Here is a 20,755-nt window from a genome sequence, read left to right on the forward strand (position 1 = left end):
TCAGTCAGATTTTCGCCGAAATTACAGCTGCCGTTCAGCTAATCCATTGTTAGCTGTCGGAATGCTTCCAGGCCAATCAGTCGGGAGCTGGCCGTGTGGCACTAGATGCTTCCCACTCTCACAACGAACTACGGATTCACGTAATTCAACGATTCCGTGGCCTTCACCATCGCGAACTCATACCCCGACCTGAAACCAGTCGATCCCCACACCGTTCACGCACTGCCGCTACGAAACATACTGTCCACATGGAGCATTCGTCCCTCGTGGAAGATCCGCCGCTGCGAGCCCCGGAGCCGCTAAAACGATTACCGCAGCCATCACGATCGGCGTGAACTTGCTCGTGTCCTGACAATCCGTCGCTCAGCCATACATCGAAAGCGTGGTGGATTGGTCTGCATTGCCGTCTACACAGGAACGCTCATGCGTTGGTCCAACGCTAGAAAATTTCCTCCGGAAATGACTGTGGGGCAAGTCGCCTACGAACTGCGACCTGCCCCACATCATCTACATCAGACCCTCATAAGGATCAGTCCTCGCCCTCCTCACGACGCTTGCGCATCAGGAGAACAATTCCGGTACCCAGTCCCAACATCAGAACCAGTCCACCAGCAACCAGCAAGGTGGTATCAACGCCACTCTCACCAGCGCCACCACCGGAGTTGATCGTTCCACCCTTGGGCGGCGCGGTCGTCGGCTTCGGCTGACCCGGATTGCCCGGGTTAACCGTTGTCGGGTTCGGCTGACCCGGAACAGTCGGAACAACGACAACCGGCGGAACAACAACCGGCGGAACAATGACGATCGGCGGAACAATGATCGTCGGCGTAACCGGAACCGTCGTCGTAACCGGCGGGACCGTCGTCGTCGGATCCGTCGTGACCGGCGGCGTGGTTGTCGTCGGGATGCACGGATCCACAGTTACCTCGGGGGTAGTTGTTGCCTCCGTGGTGGTCTCCACCGTGGTGCTGGTGGATTCAGTTGTCTCCGTGGACGTTGCGTCCGTGGAGGTTTCCGACGTCGTCGGTGTAGCGGACGTGGTGGTCGTCGACGAAGACACCGCAGAGGTGGTCGTCGGGGCCACACACGGTTCGGTCGTTACCGGCGGAGTCGTGGTGGTCGTCGGCGGCACCGTAGTGGTGGTCGTCGGCGGATCCACCGGATGCTCGGTGCACAGAGCGTCACCCGGCTTGCACTCGGTCGGCGGGTTTTCGCCACCAACCACCAGGTAGTTAGTCAGAACACCGGGGTTGATTCCGGGGCCCGTCTCCGTACCGATCGCAGGGTTGACCTTGACGGTGTACGTCACCGTCGCGGTTGCGCCTGCTGCCAATTCACCGGTGACAGTGAACTTGTTTTCCGTGATCGGGGAAACCACCAGGGTGGAATCCGCGGTCTTCGGAGCATCCTTGATTGCCGCGTCATCGAGGACATCAGTCAGATCGTCGAAGAAATCGATCTGGCCTGCTGCCGTGCCCACATTCTTGAAGGTGAGCGTGTACTTGATCTCGTCGCCGGCCTTGACATGCGTCGTGGTGGCCGGGTCGGAGGACTTCAGTACCTCGATAGCGGGTGTACCGACAACCGGGTGTTCGGTGCACAGAGCATCGCCGGCGACACACGGAGTCGTGGTCGGAGGCTCGGTCGGCGGCACCTCGGGTGTGGTCGGATCCTGCTTGACCACGAAGTTGTCGAGCTTGTTGTCACCAGCGGGAACGAAGTCCGCGGCATTGACCTTCACCGAATAGGTGACGGTCACCGTTGCGCCCGCAGCGAGATCGCCGTGGACACGGAACTGCTTGTTCACGATCTGATCAGCGGTCAACGCGGCATCGGAAGAGGCCGGCTGATCGGAGACCAGAGTTGCATCATCGAGAACGCGTGAGAGGAAGTCGGTGTAATCGACTACCGCAGAAGCGGTTCCGGTGTTGCGGAAGGTGAGCGTGTAGTCGATGTTCTGACCCGCGGTCACAGTTGTTCCGGTCGCCGGGTTCGCGGTCTTGACGACCTCGAGGTTCGGGGAAACAACCGGGTGTTCGGTGCACAGAGCATCGCCGGCGACACACGGAGTCGTGGTCGGAGGCTCGGTCGGCGGCACCTCGGGTGTGGTCGGATCCTGCTTGACCACGAAGTTGTCGAGCTTGTTGTCACCAGCGGGAACGAAGTCCGCGGCATTGACCTTCACCGAATAGGTGACGGTCACCGTTGCGCCCGCAGCGAGATCGCCGTGGACACGGAACTGCTTGTTCACGATCTGATCAGCGGTCAACGCGGCATCGGAAGAGGCCGGCTGATCGGAGACCAGAGTTGCATCATCGAGAACGCGTGAGAGGAAGTCGGTGTAATCGACTACCGCAGAAGCGGTTCCGGTGTTGCGGAAGGTGAGCGTGTAGTCGATGTTCTGACCCGCGGTCACAGTTGTTCCGGTCGCCGGGTTCGCGGTCTTGACGACCTCGAGGTTCGGGGAAACAACCGGGTTCTCCGTGCAGATCTGAGTTGCCGGATCACAGGTGACCGGAGGATCAACCGGAGGAGTAGTCCCCGGAATCACCACGTTGAGCACCTTGCTGTCGCCACGTGCGCCGTCAGCATTGACCGTCGCCGTGTACGTGACCGTGCGGCTGTCGCCGGCCTTGATCGGACCCGAAACCGTGAAGCCGTCCAACGCTGCATTCGCAGTCGCCGTCAGGTCAGGCTGAGCCACCAGATCATTGTTGAAGACCGCATCGTCGACCAGACCACGCAGATCATCGAAGTACGAGACGACACCGTCACCGGTTCCGTTGTTCGTGAACTTCAACGTGTACGTAATCGTGTTGCCGGCAACGACACTGGTACCGGAAGCCGGGTTCGAGATCTTCTCGACCTTGATGTCCGGGGCCACCACCGGGTGAGTGGTCTCCACCGGAGGCGTCGTGATCGGAGTTACGGTGCCCGGAGGCGTCGCCGAACCCGTCACCGAGTTGTTCAAGATGGTGCCACCGGCAACATCCGCATTGACCTTCACCGCGTAGGTGAGAACAACACTCTTACCTGCCGGCACCGCACCGGACCACGTCAACGTGGTACCCGTCAGTGTCGGAACAGCCTGCGCCGCACCGTCGATCGTCGCCGACAAAGCGCCATCGATAACAGCATTGTTGAGGACCTTCGACAGATCATCGGTCAGGACCATCGGATCCAACACGGTGTTACCGGTATTGGAACCGGTGACCGTGTAGGTGATGGTGTCGCCGGCCTTGACCGTCGAACCCGAAACGGGTGCAGCGGTCTTGGTGACTGCGAAACCGGGTGCAGCCGTCACCGGATGCTCGGTCTCCACCGGAGGCGTCGTGATCGGAGTTACGGTGCCCGGAGGCGTCGCCGAACCCGTCACCGAGTTGTTCAAGATGGTGCCACCGGCAACATCCGCATTGACCTTCACCGCGTAGGTGAGAACAACACTCTTACCTGCCGGCACCGCACCGGACCACGTCAACGTGGTACCCGTCAGTGTCGGAACAGCCTGCGTCGCACCGTCGATCGTCGCCGACAAAGCACCTTCGATCAGGGCATTGTTGAGGACCTTCGACAGATCATCGGTCAGGACCATCGGATCCAACACGGTGTTACCGGTATTGGAACCGGTGACCGTGTAGGTGATGGTGTCGCCGGCCTTGACCGTCGAACCCGAAACGGGTGCAGCGGTCTTGGTGACTGCGAAACCGGGTGCAGCCGTCACCGGATGCTCGGTCTCCACCGGAGGCGTCGTGATCGGAGTTACGGTGCCCGGAGGCGTCGCCGAACCCGTCACCGAGTTGTTCAAGATGGTGCCACCGGCAACATCCGCATTGACCTTCACCGCGTAGGTGAGAACAACACTCTTACCTGCCGGCACCGCACCGGACCACGTCAACGTGGTACCCGTCAGTGTCGGAACAGCCTGCGTCGCACCGTCGATCGTCGCCGACAAAGCACCTTCGATCAGGGCGTTGCTCAGGACCTTCGACAGATCATCGGTCAGGACCATCGGATCCAACACGGTGTTACCGGTATTGGAACCGGTGACCGTGTAGGTGATGGTGTCGCCGGCCTTGACCGTCGAACCCGAAACGGGTGCAGCGGTCTTGGTGACTGCGAAACCGGGTGCAGCCGTCACCGGATGCTCGGTCTCCACCGGAGGCGTCGTGATCGGAGTTACGGTGCCCGGAGGCGTCGCCGAACCCGTCACCGAGTTGTTCAAGATGGTGCCACCGGCAACATCCGCATTGACCTTCACCGCGTAGGTGAGAACAACACTCTTACCTGCCGGCACCGCACCGGACCACGTCAACGTGGTACCCGTCAGTGTCGGAACAGCCTGCGTCGCACCGTCGATCGTCGCCGACAAAGCACCTTCGATCAGGGCGTTGCTCAGGACCTTCGACAGATCATCGGTCAGGACCATCGGATCCAACACGGTGTTACCGGTATTGGAACCGGTGACCGTGTAGGTGATGGTGTCGCCGGCCTTGACCGTCGAACCCGAAACGGGTGCAGCGGTCTTGGTGACTGCGAAACCGGGTGCAGCCGTCACCGGATGCTCGGTCTCCACAGCGGGAGGAGTGATCTCCGGACCCGTCGGAGGCTTCGCGATACCCGTGACATGGTTCTTCAGAACCGTGCCACCCGCAACACCGGCATCGACCTTCGCCGCGTAGGTGAGAACAACCGACTTACTCGCCGGCAGAACACCCGTCCACGTCAACGTATTGCCGTTGACAACGGGAGCTGTCGCAGGCTGACCGTCGATGGTCGCCGTCGGCACACCCTGCAACTTCGAGTGCAACAGAACAGCAGTGAGATCATCGGTGATCGTCACCGGATCCAACGCGGTGTTACCGGCATTGGAACCGGTGACCGTGTAAGTGATGGTGTCGTTGCCGTTGACGGAGGTAGTCGTCGGCGGCACAGCGGACTTCGTGATCGTGAAACCGGGAACCGAGTGGTTTGTCTCCACAGCCGGGGGAGTGATCGCCGGACCTGTCGGAGGCTTCGCCGTACCGGCTACCTTGTTGTTCAGAACGGTGCCTGCAGCGACGCCGTCCTTGATCTTCACCTTGTAGGTGAGAACAACCGACTTGCCGGCCTCGAGCACACCCGTCCACGTCAACGTGGTGCCGCTCAGTGTCGGAGCAGCCGCAGGCGCACCGTCGATCGTCGCCGTCATCGGGCCGTCGATCGCAGCATTGTTGAGAACGGCAGACAGATCATCAGTGATCGTCGCCGGATCGAGCGTCGTCTTACCGGTATTGGCGCCGGTCACGGTGTAGGTGATCGACTCGCCGGCCTGAACCGTCGAACCAGAAACCGGATTGGCGGTCTTCGCCAGAGTGAATCCGGGAACCGAATGGTTCGTCTCCACCGTCGGGGGAGTGATCTCCGGACCGATCGGAGGCTTGGCAGTACCGGTTACCTTGTTGTTCAGTACGGTGCCGGCAGCGACGCCGTCGTTGACCATCACCTTGTAGGTGAGAACAACCGACTGACCAACGGCCAAATCACCCGACCACGTCAGCGTGTTATTGGCGACCGTAGGGGTCGAACCAACGCTGGAAGTCAGGGAGTTCGCCACGATGGCGGAATTGTTGAGAACTGCCGACAGATCATCAGTGATCGTGGCCGGAGTCAATGCGGTTTTACCGGTATTCGTTCCGGTGACCGTGTACGTGATCGACTCGCCGGCCTGAACCGTCGAACCAGAAGCCGGATCGGCAGTCTTCGTCAGCTCGAAAGCCGGAATCGGATGCGTCGTACAGAGATTGGTGCTGGGATCACAAGTCGTCGGAGGAGCTGTGGTCCCCGGCGCCAAGTAGTTGTTGAGGACCTTGTCCCCGAGAGTCTTGACCGTTGCGGTGTATGTGACCGTTCCGGTCGTGTTAGCAGCGAGTGTGCCGCCGATCTTGATCGTCTGCCCGATCGGCGTAGCCGTGAGGCCGTTTGTTGCCTGAACCCCGGTGATGTCCGCGTTGTCCATCACATCAGCCAAGTAATCGGTGTAGTCGATTGCCGCGTCAGCTGCGCCGGGATTCTCGAAATTCAAAGTGTAAGTGACTACGTCACCAATATTGACGAGATCGCCACTAGGTGGTGAAGACGATTTCTTTACCAAAACCGGAGTATTGATGACCTTGCAGAAGATGTTGTCGCCCGGTGCGAGTTCCGCCTGTGCAACGCCGCCTACTTGGATAGGCGTCGCCACACCATTTACCTCGCACTGCCAAGAGGTCGCGTAGTTCGCAGTCTTGGTTGCAGAGGTTGTGGGCTTCTCCCAGAACGTGACCGGCGTAGGCGACACGTCGGCGAGCAGCGTCCGCCAACCGGTAGATGCTGTGGTGTCCGTAGCGCCGGTATTGGTGCTCTTCAATTCGCTTGCAGCCGCATCAGCGGCGTTGGCGAAGGTACCGGTGCTCATTCCGATGGTGAAATCGTCACCGGGCGTGACGCGGGTGAGGTCCTTGTCGATCTTGACCTTGGACACCAGAATGCCGAATGCCAAGCCCTGACGAGATGTTTCGACGTCGGTATTGCCGAATGTTGCCTCGAAGGTCGTCGGAGCAGTCGCACCGACAACGAGGGCACCTGCCCAGATCGCGGCATCCGTGGACGCATCGCATCGGACGTAGGTAGCGGGCATCGGCGTCAGTCCGCCGTCACACGCGGGAACCGTCGGATTTTGCACGCCCAGTGTGCGATCGATCTGACGAAGAGGCTGATTCGATTGGAAGCTGAGGAACTCGCGGTCCGTTGGGGTGGACGGGTCCGTCGATTCGGCATCTGCGGCTACCAGCCCGTAGTTGTTAACGGGGCCATTTGGACCGGTCATCACGATGTTCGTCATCGCGATGGTTCCACCGGACTGTGTCGCGTCGTCGTTACTGTCAAGCTCAGCAGAAGTTTGGTAAAGCGCCGGCATGATCGGGGCGGGGATCCCCCGGTAAGCAACTTGGCCCAGAGCCGAGCCGTACCAGGTGGGAAGCGCCGACGCGACGACGCCCTGGTGCGGCAATCCGCCGGCAGTGTTGTCGACCGAATTGAGCAGCTTCGCATTGAAGCTGATCTTGTATGTCGGCGTCAGTTGGATCGTCATCGTCTGCCCGGCCGGAGAAGTCGCGGCCGTCTGATCGAACGAAGACATGTCGATCCAGCAGATGTTCTGCGCAAAGTTTCCGTTGTCCGGCTCGGACGACGCGAACCCACAGCCCGTCGGAGGCTGCTCGTCCGGAAGGACGGCAGCGCGAGCCGGAGCCTTGGCCTGAACCGGACCGCCCTGAGTGAGGAGTGGCTGCGCTGACGCAACCACTGCCGTGGCGCCGGAGATGCCGAGGATCATCGCGATGGCGGTCCACACCACCGTCCAGGCTCGCACCCAGGGCGGCAGCCCTGCGGTGAATATGGCCGACCTTGTCGGCGGTAAGTCGTTTGGCATTACTTTCTCTCCAGGATCGTCTGGGTGTGTCGAATGGTGATGTCTGTTGGAATCCGGCGTGAGCAGGCATTTCCTGAACCAGCGCTGTTGCCCAATAGGTCTCCTTTTCGAGGTCACATGTACGTAGCGGCAGAAGTTGTCCGTTGCGGACGTGCACCCCGAATCCCCGCGAACCGAGAGCAATCTTCTAGTTACTTTGTACAAAGTAGCAGATAACAGACTCGTTGCTGGTTTATGTGCCCAAATTGGGTGAATAATCTTGTTTAGGGGGATAAATCAGACGAATCGATACAATTTCTCGAACTCGCCACAGCGACTGCCACTAGGCCAAACCGGCCGATGTTGCTCAGATATGTCAGACCGCCGAACAGGTCGTCAGAAGATCCCCACCCGAGCAACTAGGAATGAATTGGGGAAACATCACGCAATTGGCCTATATACATGCAGGTAAAAGGCATATTCTGCCAAAATGAAAGGTCGACAAGGAGACTCGCCATTCCACTCCGGCGAGCGCGCGGACTCGTCGCACCCACCCGCGACCTAGCTGCTGACTACACCCAATGAAGCCGACCAAGCAAGGATGTACCGAAAGGGCGCCAATCCGCTGGCTCACGCCGAACAATCACCAGCATTCAATGTGACCAACGACACGTCGACTAGCAACTAATTGGCTAGGAGAGTCGGTAGCTAAGGATCCGACCTCATCTCAATGAGAGTCAGCTACCCCAACCAGTCGAGAACCGCAGCGGCCGTCCACGACTGCTGCATGCTGCCCAACGGCTCCCCGGTGAAGGGTTCGTAATATTCGGCAAAACTGCCGTCGCTGGCCTGGCGCAAACCTTCCGAACGAAGAAGGTGCGAACGCTCAGCCCAACCACGACGCGCGAAGGCCCACGAGAACAGCCAGGTGATCACCGGCCACACCGGACCACGCCAATACTCACGCGGACGGAAATCACCCGACACCGGAGACGTCGACGGCGGAACGGCGAACCTCATGTCCGGATGCCCACAAAACTTCGGACCCTCAAAAGTACGCAAGAGCGCACGCTCGGCATCACGGCTCAGCCCACCGCACAACAGCGGCGCGAACATCGCAATGGTCTCGGTATTCACCCAACGACCGGTACGCAGATCAAAATCCTTGGCAGCGCCCGAACGCTCGTCGGTGGTACTGATAACGCCTTGCCGGAAACGGTCCGCCCACCCCCGCAAATCCCGCACATCGGAATTCGGTCGCGAATGCTCCTCACCGATCGTGGCCAACACATCACACGCCATCGAAAACACGGCTGAGACAAATACATCCTCGACAGCAAAACTCATTGCCGTCGAAAGCTGTTGGTCGTCGTAGCGCACCGACTTCATTTCCTCGAGCAGCCACAGATAGCGGTCGTACTCATGATTCTTGGGACGCTGAGAAAGGTCCGTCACGACGGCTAGGTCAGCACGCTGATACGCCGGGATATGCCCCGCAACAACATTCGCGTACGCAGCGTCCCAGCGTGGGGAATTATCCATCCCCGACTCCCACCCGTGGTACAGCGCGATGCGGCCATTGCCCTCGAGATCACGGGCTTCGGCAAGCCAACGATGCCACCGCACCAGGTCATTCCACCGTCGATCCAAGAACTCCTCGGCCACGGCCCGCGTCGTACGTCCGTGGCGGCGCGAATGATCGAGGATTCGTTGCACCGCGATCGCGTGAACTGGAGGCTGGGTGATTCCCGACGTAGCAACCCCAACCGGCGCGTGCGCCGCCAAAGCATTGACGTCCCAACGGGTCGGGCCGGGAAAATAGCCGTCGACGCCGTTCGCGAAGACGATGTGGGGGATCATTCCGTTCTTCCACTGCGCAGACAGCAAGGTATCGAGTTCGACGACCGCCCGCTCAACACTCAACGGCGCCAACCCCACCGCCACGAACGCCGCGTCCCAACTCCACATGTGTGGATAAAGCTTGGGAGCAGCACTGGTCATGGTGCCCAGATCATTTCCACGCAACAGATACGCGGCTCGGGCAGCGAGCTGAGTCGGGGTGAATCCGCGGTCGGCCATAGACGTCCATTTTGCGTCGAGTACGGCGTCTGCGCGATCCGACAGGCTCGGTGATTCACCCCTGTGCCCGTTTTGCTGGTATTCCTACCTACGAGGTATCAAAACAAACAAGGCCGCGACTTATGGGCATCAAAGAAGAGTCAGTGGAGCGGGAACGCAGAGCCCTGCGGTATTCGATGGTCATCGCGGCCGCGTTGGCGGTTATGGCGGCGGTCTGGGGTTGGATCTCACAGTCGCAGGTAATCCTGCTCGACGGCGTGTACGCCCGATCGGGATGATCCTGACTTGGCTGTCCCTACGCGTCTCACGGATCGCAGAGTCCGGACCCACTGCGCGCTTCCCATTCGGGAAGCAAGCCTTGACTCCCGTGGTTATCGCGGTGCAGGGCATGGCGCTTCTGGCAACACTGGTCTATGCAGCGGCTGAGGCAATCCGTGTCATTCTGGCCGGGGGAGCCGACGTCGCGGCCGGCTCGCTAGCCGCCTACGGAGCTATCAGTGCCGTCATATCGGTGATCATCTGGCAGTACATCGGCAAGCTCGACCGCACATCCGACCTGCTGGTCGCCGAGGCCAAGCAGTGGGGTGCATCAGCGGCGTTGAGCGCACTGGTCGCCGCAGGAGCTGGCGTCACAATGATCCTGGGCCGAACCAGCTTCTCGGGCGCGGATCGGTATGTCGACTCGGCATTGGTCCTTGTCGGTTGCGCGATGCTGGCCCCGCAGGTCGCGGCTCTACTCCGAACTGCAATGGTAGAACTTCTCGAAGGCGCACCCAACGCACAAGTCCAAGCGCATGTCCACGACGTGATAGCGGAAGTTCGTGACGAATTCGGTTTAGACGAACCAGCTCTCACCATGAGCAAGGTACGTCGAAAGGTGTACATCGAAGCAATGTTCCTGGTGTGGCCGGACACCTGGGCGATCGCCGACGAAGACTCGGTACGACGCTCATTCGCCAAGCACCTCGGCGACCTACCCTACGAACCCTGGCTCAACATCGGACTGACCACCGACCCAGGACTGATGTTGTAGCTCCTACTCACGCCTCGAAAGTCCACTTCTGTTCCCCCATCGAAACTTTCACTTGACTCGAACGCGCATTCGAGTACAATTCAGGGCGAGGATCGGGGGATCCGATGGGGGTGTTCAATGAGTGTCGACAGCATCAATAACATGACCGACGACGCAGCCGCAGGCCTGCTCGCCGGATCCGCAGCCGACCTACGCAGCCGGACCTGGCAACTACGCCCCACAGACCTACGCGAAATCGCCGTCACCGCCTCCGCGGAAATCCTTCGCCTCGAAGCCATTCGGGTTGTCGCCGTCGACGCACTAGCCTTGAACCCCGACCAACAGGTGCTCTGCTACCGCGGTGCCGGACGCTGGCTCGCAGCCAACACCATGCTGCAAATCCCCACCGGCAACAGAATCGCCGCCCTCGGACTCGCACTACGCGCCTTCCCAACGGTCGCCGCCCAATTCGAAGCCGGCAACCTCACCTTCGACCACACCGCCCTCATCGTCACCTTCTGCGAAACACCACCAAAAGGCATGCCGGAGACAGCATTACCACACTGCATCAACACCCTCCTCGCCGCAGCCTCCGGCATCGAAGCCACCACCGCCAAACTCCGCTACGCCATCGCAGTGTTGGAGCGGATCTTCGAATCCGACGACACCCCACCCGGCGAAGACGACGACCGCAACCAACTACGCATCTCCCCGACACTGAACGGGAGAGTCGCAATCAAAGGCGATTTCGACTCGCTGACCGGCGAAATGTTGTTGTCGGCCCTTTCGGGGTTGTCGATGCCCACCCCAGCCGCAGACGGCACCCCGGACGCGCGGTCCGCCGCCAAACGCACCGCCGACGCCTTCACCGAACTCATCCGCCGCTACCTCGACAACGCTGCCACCGGCGTCGACGGAGGCCAGCGCCCACACGTGAACGTGCACGTCAACGCGAAAGACCTTGCCGAGCACCGCACATGCGCCAGCACGCGCAGAAATGATTCCAACGACACCGACGATGAACCGGCTCTCGATTTCGACGGTCTCGACGGTCTCGACGACCTTGATGTCGGGCACATGCCCTGGATGGGACCACTGAGCATCACCCGCACCCGCATGCTGGCATGTGACTGCTTGCTCTCCACCATCCTGCTCGACGAAAACGGCGCACCCCTCGACGTCAGCCCCCTGAAAAGGCTCGTCTCAGCCGCGCAACGGACCGCACTGATCGCCCGAGACAAAGGCTGCGCCTTCCCCGGCTGCGATTGCGTCCCCGCCTGGACAGACGCACACCACATCACACCGTGGTCCCAGAACGGCCCGACAGTGATGGACAACCTTGTCCTGCTTTGCCGTTCACACCACACCTTGATGCACCGCAAAGCCGGGTTCGCCGGCCAGTGGGAAATCAAGATGGGCAGCGACCACAAACCGTGGTTCATACCGCCGCCGGCAATCGACCCCGAGCAGAAACCGCGTCGCTCGACCCAGCGGTGTTGATGCTGCAGCACAACAACATACGCGTCAGACTCCACACCGGATAGAGCCCGGCGTGGAGTCCGCACGTCGTCAATGCGCCTTCACGGCCGAAACGCCGGTCATTTCGAAAGTATTGCAGTTGCCGATTCCGGTACCGATCGAAATACAGAACCGATACGCATGCGTCGGCACCCGTCGAGTTCCAGAGTCACCGATGTACCGCCTGAACCATCGGCACGCATCAGAGTTGTCGATGCCATCCGGTTAGCTTTCATATCGCAGGGCGGCGCCACCGGCGCGGTTGCCAACATTCGAGTGAAGTCGCTACTTTCATTCTGCGTCAACCTCACTGCAGATTCGAATACGCCATCCGACCCTTCATGTCGACAAATGTTCAGCCGACCGACGTCATCACGGGGAGTAGCGATCGCGCTTCCAAATTTTGCATGCGCATCCTCGACGCGGGTTGTGTCTCGCTCGACATCATCGACGGTTCTCGCCTCGAATGTTTCGCTGACGGCCCGACAAACACCGGGACTACCCGGGGGATTCAATACCACCGGAACCTGCTCCCGCCCCACCTCGCGCAGAGCCTGGATCGACTCCAGCGGTCCGTCCTGCAACCCGCATGGCCGCAATGGCCAGGCCGGAAGAATCACCAGCCCCGAATTGTTCACCAGCCAGAGCCTGGCCGGCGCAAGTTCACGGATCGCGCAGTCCGCCTGAACATTGTCGGGGAAGCGTTTCGAGTCGACTCTGAAGTCGTCTTTGACCGCAGCAAGATTTCCTTCCAGCCTAACGGTGTCGAGAGTCGTTGCACCCGAAGAGTCTTCGCCGAGCTCGCAACGCACCAGAGCCACTGGATCGAATGACCGAGGTGGATAGCCAGGTTTCCAGGTAGCCTGCTCGACACTGGAGAACTCCACACCGGCGAGCTGTTCGAGGACTTCACTGCCAGAGCAGTCAGCTTTCTCGAGCACAGTTGCATCCGGCGGCGTGAAGGACACCGTCTCGGTCAAGTAGGGATAGGCCGTACAGGCCCACGCCACACCTGCGACAGCCAGCAAGGGCACCAACAATATTCGGACTTTCGGCACTCTCAGTTGCCCGCCCAGTCGAGAAGCACGTCGACAGTCCAGGAATTGACCACCCGATTGGCGTCGACGCCGCATTTCTCGGCCCGCTCACAACCGTAGCCCTGCCACGCCAACTGACCGGGCGCGTGAGCGTCGGTGTCAATGGAGAAGAGGCAATCCAGTTCGAGCGCCAACTCGATCAGCCGCGATGGCGGGTCACGACGCTCGGGCCTCGAGTTGATCTCGACGGCAGTACCAGATTCACGGCACGCCTCGAAGACCTTTTCTGCATCGAACTGCGATTCCGGGCGCGTGCCGCGAGCACCTTCCACGAGACGCCCGGTGCAATGGCCGAGAATATCGACGCGCGGATTACGCACTGCAGCAAGCATTCTGCGCGTCATAGCTTCGCGTTCGGATCTGAGCTTGGAATGCACACTCGCAACAACGATATCGAGCTCGTCGAGAAGATCCGGGTCTTGGTCCAACGAGCCGTCCTCGAGGATGTCTACTTCAATTCCGGTGAGAATGCGGAACGGCGCCAGCTCCGCATTGAGCCCGGCAATGACGTCGAGTTGTGCGCGAAGACGATCTGCCGAGAGCCCGTTGGCAACCGTCAAACGCGGCGAGTGGTCCGTGAGCGCGCAGTAATCGTGGCCCAACGCTGCCGCTCGTCGCATCATTTCCTCGATCGGACTACCGCCGTCCGACCAATCGGAGTGCGTGTGAAGATCACCGCGCAATGCCTGACGCAGCGGGCCGTCACCAATCGGCTGAGCCTCCCCTCGCAACTCCGCCAGATAGTCGGGCACCCCGTCGTAAGACTGCGCGATGATGGTGGCTGTCTTGGGGCCGATCCCGGTGAGCGCCTTCCAACTATCGGCTTTGCGACGCGATTCCTTCTCGTCGTCCGACAGCCCCGCAAAAACCTCCGCTGCCCGGCGGTAGGCCTTCACCCGGTGCGTTTCGGCACGCGATCGTTCGAGCCAGTATGCGATCTCACGAAGCGCTTCACCCGGTTCCATGAGTCCACTGTTCCGTCACCAGGCTCTTGCGGCAACCCTTGATGGCTTTACGCTGTGGTTATGGACGATCCGAGAGCACGATTCGCCGCAGCGCGGGTGGCAAGTCTGGCCACTGCCGACGCCGATGGAGTTCCGCACATCGTGCCGCTCGTGTTCGTGGTGGTCGGAGACACCCTCTATTCCTGTGTGGACCACAAACCGAAAACCACCACAGCGCTTCGTCGGCTCCGAAATATCTCACAGAACCCGCGAGTCAGTCTCTTGGTCGATCGTTACGACGACGACTGGTCTCAGCTCTGGTGGGTACGGGCGGATGGGGAGGCAGAGATACTCGAGCCACAAACGCCCGAGGCAGAAAAAGCGATCGATGCATTGGCCCGGAAATACTCGCAGTACGTCGACACCCGTCCCGACGGCCAGGTGATCGCCGTCCGAAACCTACGATGGTCGTCGTGGGAGTCTGTGCCCGGCAACATCATCAGAGAGACCCAGAACATCGTTTCTCTATCGCACGTCAACGACCCCGCGACTACGCCGATCTTTCCCGGCGATCCGGAATTTACACTGGAGATCGCTGCAACCATCGAAGCCGACGGCTACTACCTGCAGCACGTGAGGCAGGGTGAACACACCGGAACACATTGGGGCGCACCGGCACACTTCGAAATTGGCGGACTCACCGCAGATCAACTGGATCCGGCAGACCTGTATCTTCCGGCAGTGAAGATCGACGTACGAGGGCAGGCGGGCAACGACGCCGACTACATCCTCACTGTCGCCGATCTGGAAAAGTGGGAATCGCAGTACGGACGCATACCGAACGGGTCGGCGGTTATCGCGTGGACCGGCTGGGAGTCACATTGGGGCACAGATAGTTACGCCAACAATGATGATTCCGGCGTGTGCCATCAGCCAGGCTTCAGCATCGAAGCTGTTCAGTGGCTCCTCACCTCCGGCCGGCTGGGCAGACAGGGCGCACTGGGTATCGATACCTTCGGTCCGGACCCCGGCAATGACAGCAGCTACGCAGTCTCGAAACTTCTGTACGGTGAGCGTCGAATCAGCCTGGAAAATCTGGCCAACCTGAGCGCGCTACCCACCACCGGAGCTCACATACTGGTGGGTGGCACCGTTAATCGGGGCGGTTCGGGATCGCCGGCCACGATCTACGCGCTGATTGGCTAGGACGTCTACTTAGCTAGGCTGGGCGAATGCGCCCTACTGCCTTGATCACCGGTTCCAGCCGCGGCCTCGGAGCTGCCATTGCACGCGAACTGGCACCCACCCACAACCTGCTGCTGGGTGCACGGTCCGCACGCTCTCTCGAGTCGATAACGGCTGAACTGTCCGGATCGACGCCGTGGCCCGTCGACCTCACCGATTACGACGCCGTAGCTGCCGCTGCCCGCTCGATCGATCATCTGAACGTCTTGGTTCACAACGCCGGTATCGCAGACCTCGGCACCATCGAAGAATCCTCCGTCGACCAGTGGCGCCGCACCTTCGAAGCCAACGTCATTGCCGTCGCCGAACTGACGCGGGTACTCCTGCCCGCATTGCGCGCCGCGAACGGCCATGTCGTTCTCATCAACTCCGGTGCCGGACTACGCGCCAACGCCGGGTGGGCGTCGTATGCCGCCAGTAAGTTCGCGCTCCGCGCCTTCGGAGACGCCCTGCGACTCGAGGAGCCGTCGTTGCGCGTGACGTCCATCCACCCCGGACGCATCGATACCGACATGCAGCGCACCATAGTGGCCGGCGAGGGTGGGGATTACGATCCGACACTCTTCCTCGAGGCATCCACTGTCGCGCGAGCAGTGCGCACGGCCGTCGAAACGCCGGCCGACGCCCATCCGACGGAGATAGTCCTCCGGCCTACGGGGACCCGATGAAGAGCGACACTTGGGGAATCCCGAGTCAGACGTTTCTGCTCTGGTACCTCGTGGGAGCAACTGTCGCCGTTGCCCTCTCGTTGACGCTTCGGATGCGCGCCCGGGAATCTCCCGGCAGAGCAACGCGCCCACTGACCCCTCCGGAAGTCGGTGCCTTAACCAGTGATTTTCAGGCGATTCTCGCGTCGGTAACCATCCTCCGCAGTGCTGAAATGATCACGACCGGAGGGAAGATCAAGCGCGCACTGTTCGCGCAAGACAAGCAGCACCTCGACTGGTTCACCCGGACGGTCCACGAACAGCTCGGCAAAGGCTCGGTACCGCTCCGCCATGTTCGCCTGGTAAAGAGGCTGAATACCCCACTAGCTCAACTACGTTCAACGCTGACGGACGAGGGCTATCTTCTGCGCCCACAAAGCGGTGTCGAGGCTGCCATACGGATCGCCCCGATCCTGGCTGTGATTGCTGTCGGCGTCATTCGACTCGTCGCAGGTGCCGCCGGTGGTCACCCTGTCGGCTTTTTACTCGCAACCATGGCCGTCTTGGTGGCACTGATCATCTACCTACGCACCGACACTCGACGAACCAGATTCGGAGATGCAGAACTCGAGCGCCTCAAACAAGAGAACTCATACCTCTCACCGCGTTTACGGCCCTCGTTCGCAAGCTACGGACCTTCATATGCGGGCCTGTCTGCTGCCCTCTTCGGGACCGGGGCACTGGTTCTCATCGATCCATCCCTGGCCAGTGCCGTATCGGCTAGCCCCGGAGCCGGCACTGGCAGCGGCGGGAGTTCGAGCGGATCCGACGGCGGTGGCGGTGGCGGTGGCGGTGACAGCAGTTGTGGTAGCTCCGACAGCGGCGGTGGTTCCAGCGGATGCGGCGGGTGATCCTGCAAGGGTTGGGTATCGGCTGGCGCCCTGAAATTGCCGGGATAATCGCGCAACTCGACAACCTCGCATTCTGTGAGGTGATTGCAGAATCCATCGGTAGCGCCGCGCCTCCCGAACTGGAACGATTGGCCGTTCCGGTTATCCCTCATGGCATCTCACTGTCGCTGGGCGGCGCCGAGATGCTGGACCCTCGCCGCATCGATCACCTGGCGCGGGTGGCTGAGTTGCTCGACGCTCCGATGGTCAGTGAGCACATCGCATTTGTCCGGGCCGGCGGCATCGAGGCCGGGCACCTGCTCCCGGTACCCCGCTCCTATGAAGCTCTGGATGCACTCACCCGCAACATCACCCGAACCCAGGACTCCTTACCGGCACCACTGGCGGTGGAGAACATTGCGGCGCTCTTCGACTGGCCCGACAACGAGCTGACGGAAGCAGAATTCCTGTCCGAGCTGATCGAACGTACCGGCGTGCATCTCGTTCTGGACATTGCCAATGTGTACGCCAATGTTCTTAATCGACAACGTGATCCGTGGACGGAATTGAGCCGGCTACCGCTCGATCACATTGCCTACTGCCACATCGCGGGCGGCAGTTTTCGCAACGGTAGATATCACGACACTCACACCGATCCCGTACCCGAACCGGTCTTGGAAATGCTCACCCGTCTCACCGCGGAAGGGCATCACCCGGCAGTCATGCTCGAGCGAGACGGCAACTATCCGCCGGCGTTGGAACTGCTTGACGAACTTGATGCCATCGCCGATGCAGCCGGCCTCAGCCGCATCACCGCCGGAACCCACTGGTCACGCGCATGAGCAGTCTCGAGAATCGCCAGGCCGCCCTGGTTCGCGCCCTTGTCGACGGCACCCAGCCACCTCCGGGATTCGACCGCGATGCCCTCGCCGCGGCATCGGAAGTACTGGCTCGCAAACGCTCACGGAAGACGCCTCCAGTTCGTCGCCGGTGGTATCAGAGTCTATTACGTAAGTGAGACAACAGCTTCACTCGTGTACATCAGGAAGGTCATCGACTCCTGGAAGTACAGTTCCACCGAGTTTGCGTCATGAGACAGGTAACCAATCGACAGGTCTTGCCCGATATGCAGCTCGTAATCCCCACCGCGAGTAGACATCAGGAATGCACCGTCGATAGCCGGCGCCCAGATGATGTCGCCGTCGAGTACGCGTCGGATGTGCTCGCGAATGGGGTAGCCGTGATCGGAGGTCTCGTTGATCTGGGTGAAAGCTTCGGCGTTGAGCAGCAACGAGTACGGCCCGTTGACGCCAGCCAAACGCAAGGACGTGAGGGCCTGGCTGATGGCCTCCGGGTAGTCCTTGGCGTCGGCGGGCAGCGCCAGTTCAGGGTTGGATCCGCTAGCGCGAACACCCGTGATGTTCGCGGCCGGGTATCCCTCGAACACGGCGCGGTCCTCGGCAAACGCGATCTTCTTCGCGGCATCTTTCACCGGCTGCCAATCGGAATCCTTTGCGCCACGCTCGACGTCGTCGATTGCCTGACGACTGACCGTGAACGGCACCCGCAGCTCGATGATCGGCTGCGACTGGCGGGCGTGGGCGATCACACCGTCCGCGAGTGAGCTGATGGGAACCTGATGGCCCAACGCAACGCAGGCTAGATCAACACCCGCCGGACCTTCGACGTCGACGACGCGTCGGCCGGCCACGTGACGCTTGAAGGTGCGGCTGGCTTCTTCCTCGATCTCGGCCCACGCTGCTGCCGAAACGGGTGCTAGATCGCGGTGCAGATTTGTCATTACCAGTCACTCCTTTTGAGGCTGCCGATTCCGAGAGAACCGTCGGAGTTCGGCGCTGTGGACTTCGATGCGGGCACAAGACGAGTCGGTAGATCCGGGGGGTCGTCCAGAAAATCTGCCGTCGGAACAAAGAAGTTGATTCCGGTTACAGCAGTGGAGAATTCGAGAATCCGGTCGGTGTTTCCGGGTGGGTTCCCGATGAACATGTTGGTCAGCATCTGCTCGGTCACGGTCGGCGACGCCGAATACCCGATGAAGTACGTGCCCATCTCAGACGATCCGACGTGGCCGAACGGCATGTTGTCACGCAGGATCTGAATCTGCTGCCCGGACTCGTCCTCGATGACCGTGAGCGCAGTGTGCGCGTTGGGCGGCTTAGTCTCGTCGTCCATCTCGAGGTCTTCGAGTTTTGAACGCCCGATGACGTTTTCCTGTTCGGAGGTAGGCAGAGTGTTCCACCCGGACATGTCGTGGAGGTACTTCTGCACAATGACGTAGCTACTGCCCGCAAACTCGGGATCTTCGTCACCGATCGTAACGGCAACGAATGCTGCTTGCCCCGAAGGATTTTCGGTCCCGTCGACAAAGCCCATCAGATCCCGTTGCTCAAAGTACTTGAACCCGTGGACCTCGTCGATCACCGTCGCCGCCCCAGCCAATCGGTTCGTCACAACAGTCGCGTACTCGAAACACAGGTCCATCTGCCGGGCACGGATGTGAAACAGCAGATCACCCGACGTTCGGGGTGCGTGATGAGTGTCGCCGGTCAATTCGATAAACGGATGTAATTCCGCTGGTCTCGGCCCCTCGAACAGTCGATCCCAGGCATCGGAGCCGATTCCGACGACGGTAGCCAACCCGCCCGCCGGCACCCGGAATCCGATGGATCGCTGCAGGCCGGAGAGGTCCGCCAGGATGTCGTGAACAGCCTGATCACCGCCCTCGTCGATGGTGAAGACGAGGAAGATCGCGGCTTCGGTGAGAGGAGTCAGCAGAGGCTGCGGTATCGGCGGCAGTGACGTTCCAGGCAGGGTTGTCTGGGCCTCATCGATTGCACTCGTTTCCGCCATGCACCTCAGTATGGACGATTCGGACACTAGATGCAGCGGACGATCAAGGCGTCGCAGCGTGCGCCCCCGGATCGAAGCCGGCGGGAATCTCGTAGATCCGGCCGTCGAACCCGGCGCGGTAGAGATGGCCGGCCGCAAAACCTGAGGTGCCGCGGCCGTATGTCAGCACACTCGATGCTTGCAGTCCGCTGGTAAGCGCGCAGTACTGGCCGGGCCCGTCGATGCGCCACACCTCGCCACTGATATCCGTCGGGACGATCGGACGATCGTAGGAGTCGAGCGTCAAACCGTCAGGTGCAGCAAAGGTTTCAAGCCCACCGAGATCGACCAACGATTCGGAGTATCCCGGATTGTCGACAGAGATACGGCTGACTCCGGGATTGGCGAACGTACGCGAGACGTACAGCCAGCGATTGTCCGAACTCAGCGCCGCACCGTTTGCGCTCGGAAGATTCGCCCACGCCGGGTCGACGGCACCGTTCGGACTCACTTTGCCGATCAGCGACCCGAAATCATTGGTAGCGAAGATTGTTCCGTCGTGTGCCACTGCCAAGCCGTTTGCGGCGCTCAAACCGCCCGCAAACGGCGTAACCGCGCCGGTATTGACATCGACCCGGGCTACGGACGCCTGCCGCGTCAGATCGCCGATCAGAACCCCCGCATTGGTTCCGGTTCCCACCAGCAGTGAACCGTCGGGACTCCACGCGAGCGCGCCGGCGCCACCGGGCACCGTCGCTATCGGAACTGCGGCCTGACCCGGGGCGTCGACGCGGAAGATTTGTCGGCTCACCAGGTCCGTCGCATACAGACGGCCCTGCCCGTCGACGGTGACTCCCTCGAGGGCGGCACCGGGAATCTGTGCGCTGAGAATTGCCGGCGACGACCCCGGGCAAAGCTGCGCCGCACTGGCGCCGGAAACACCCAGCGCGAGAATCGAACCGGCAACAAGTACTCCGGTGATACCAACACGAATACCGCGATCGACGATTCTGGTTCGCATCTGCGCAACCGTAGACCTTTTGCGAG

The 20,755-nt window shown here is 60.9% G+C and carries 14 protein-coding genes and 1 pseudogene; 8 read left to right on the top strand and 7 right to left on the bottom strand.

Going from position 1 to position 20,755, the window contains the following annotated elements:
• Positions 1-529 precede the first annotated feature (529 nt).
• Positions 530-7,447: an isopeptide-forming domain-containing fimbrial protein gene (locus tag BDB13_RS04275; RefSeq protein WP_141210611.1), complete on the bottom strand. Its 6,918-nt coding sequence runs from the start codon at positions 7,445-7,447 to the stop codon at positions 530-532.
• 720 nt (positions 7,448-8,167) lie between these two features.
• Positions 8,168-9,505 carry a glucosylglycerate hydrolase gene (gene ggh, locus BDB13_RS04280; RefSeq protein ID WP_094270550.1) on the bottom strand — a complete coding sequence of 446 codons (1,338 nt, stop codon included), beginning with the start codon at positions 9,503-9,505 and terminating at the stop codon, positions 8,168-8,170.
• Between the two features lie 122 nt (positions 9,506-9,627).
• On the opposite strand from ggh, the gene BDB13_RS32805 reads away from it, so the two are divergent.
• The 3 genes from BDB13_RS32805 to BDB13_RS04290 all read left to right on the top strand — a co-directional run bounded on the left by BDB13_RS32805 (position 9,628) and on the right by BDB13_RS04290 (position 12,017).
• Positions 9,628-9,783 carry a hypothetical protein gene (locus BDB13_RS32805; RefSeq protein ID WP_254922706.1) on the top strand — a complete coding sequence of 52 codons (156 nt, stop codon included), beginning with the start codon at positions 9,628-9,630 and terminating at the stop codon, positions 9,781-9,783.
• Entirely contained in the window at positions 9,780-10,538 is a 759-nt protein-coding gene (locus BDB13_RS04285; protein ID WP_254922707.1) for a cation transporter, read from the top strand. Before BDB13_RS32805 ends, BDB13_RS04285 begins: the two co-directional genes overlap by 4 nt.
• Positions 10,539-10,679: 141 nt before the next feature.
• Positions 10,680-12,017 carry an HNH endonuclease signature motif containing protein gene (locus BDB13_RS04290; RefSeq protein ID WP_094274667.1) on the top strand — a complete coding sequence of 446 codons (1,338 nt, stop codon included), beginning with the start codon at positions 10,680-10,682 and terminating at the stop codon, positions 12,015-12,017.
• 98 nt (positions 12,018-12,115) lie between these two features.
• Here BDB13_RS04290 and BDB13_RS04295 read toward each other — a convergent pair whose 3' ends face one another.
• Positions 12,116-13,069 (bottom strand): hypothetical protein, encoded by a 954-nt coding sequence (locus BDB13_RS04295; RefSeq protein WP_254922992.1) that lies wholly within the window; start codon positions 13,067-13,069, stop codon positions 12,116-12,118.
• Between the two features lie 26 nt (positions 13,070-13,095).
• Positions 13,096-14,097, bottom strand: a complete 1,002-nt coding sequence (locus BDB13_RS04300) for a PHP domain-containing protein (RefSeq protein WP_094270551.1) — start codon at positions 14,095-14,097, stop codon at positions 13,096-13,098.
• A gap of 60 nt (positions 14,098-14,157) precedes the next feature.
• Between BDB13_RS04300 and BDB13_RS32045 the strand changes: the two are divergent.
• The 5 genes and pseudogenes from BDB13_RS32045 to BDB13_RS04320 all read left to right on the top strand — a co-directional run.
• A pseudogene (locus BDB13_RS32045) lies at positions 14,158-14,562 on the top strand (TIGR03668 family PPOX class F420-dependent oxidoreductase); the annotation flags it as partial.
• Positions 14,560-15,282 carry a cyclase family protein gene (locus BDB13_RS04305; RefSeq protein ID WP_176459691.1) on the top strand — a complete coding sequence of 241 codons (723 nt, stop codon included), beginning with the start codon at positions 14,560-14,562 and terminating at the stop codon, positions 15,280-15,282. The pseudogene BDB13_RS32045 and the gene BDB13_RS04305, both read left to right, overlap by 3 nt.
• Before the next feature lie 26 nt (positions 15,283-15,308).
• On the top strand, positions 15,309-15,989 hold the full coding sequence (locus BDB13_RS04310; RefSeq protein WP_094270552.1) for an SDR family oxidoreductase: 681 nt from the start codon (positions 15,309-15,311) through the stop codon (positions 15,987-15,989).
• Positions 15,986-16,879: a TIGR04222 domain-containing membrane protein gene (locus BDB13_RS04315; protein ID WP_094270553.1), complete on the top strand. Its 894-nt coding sequence runs from the start codon at positions 15,986-15,988 to the stop codon at positions 16,877-16,879. Before BDB13_RS04310 ends, BDB13_RS04315 begins: the two co-directional genes overlap by 4 nt.
• Entirely contained in the window at positions 16,867-17,700 is an 834-nt protein-coding gene (locus BDB13_RS04320; protein WP_176459526.1) for a DUF692 domain-containing protein, read from the top strand. Before BDB13_RS04315 ends, BDB13_RS04320 begins: the two co-directional genes overlap by 13 nt.
• Positions 17,701-17,864: 164 nt before the next feature.
• Here BDB13_RS04320 and BDB13_RS04325 read toward each other — a convergent pair whose 3' ends face one another.
• From BDB13_RS04325 to BDB13_RS04335, 3 genes are read right to left on the bottom strand one after another with little or no spacing between them, the layout of a single operon-like run.
• Positions 17,865-18,659 carry a family 1 encapsulin nanocompartment shell protein gene (locus tag BDB13_RS04325; RefSeq protein ID WP_094270554.1) on the bottom strand — a complete coding sequence of 265 codons (795 nt, stop codon included), beginning with the start codon at positions 18,657-18,659 and terminating at the stop codon, positions 17,865-17,867.
• Positions 18,659-19,729: a Dyp-type peroxidase gene (locus BDB13_RS04330; protein ID WP_094270555.1), complete on the bottom strand. Its 1,071-nt coding sequence runs from the start codon at positions 19,727-19,729 to the stop codon at positions 18,659-18,661. Before BDB13_RS04330 ends, BDB13_RS04325 begins: the two co-directional genes overlap by 1 nt.
• Positions 19,730-19,772: 43 nt before the next feature.
• On the bottom strand, positions 19,773-20,729 hold the full coding sequence (locus BDB13_RS04335) for an SMP-30/gluconolactonase/LRE family protein (protein ID WP_094270556.1): 957 nt from the start codon (positions 20,727-20,729) through the stop codon (positions 19,773-19,775).
• Positions 20,730-20,755 lie beyond the last annotated feature (26 nt).

It is taken from the genome of Rhodococcus sp. OK302, assembly GCF_002245895.1.
GTDB lineage: Bacteria > Actinomycetota > Actinomycetes > Mycobacteriales > Mycobacteriaceae > Rhodococcus_F.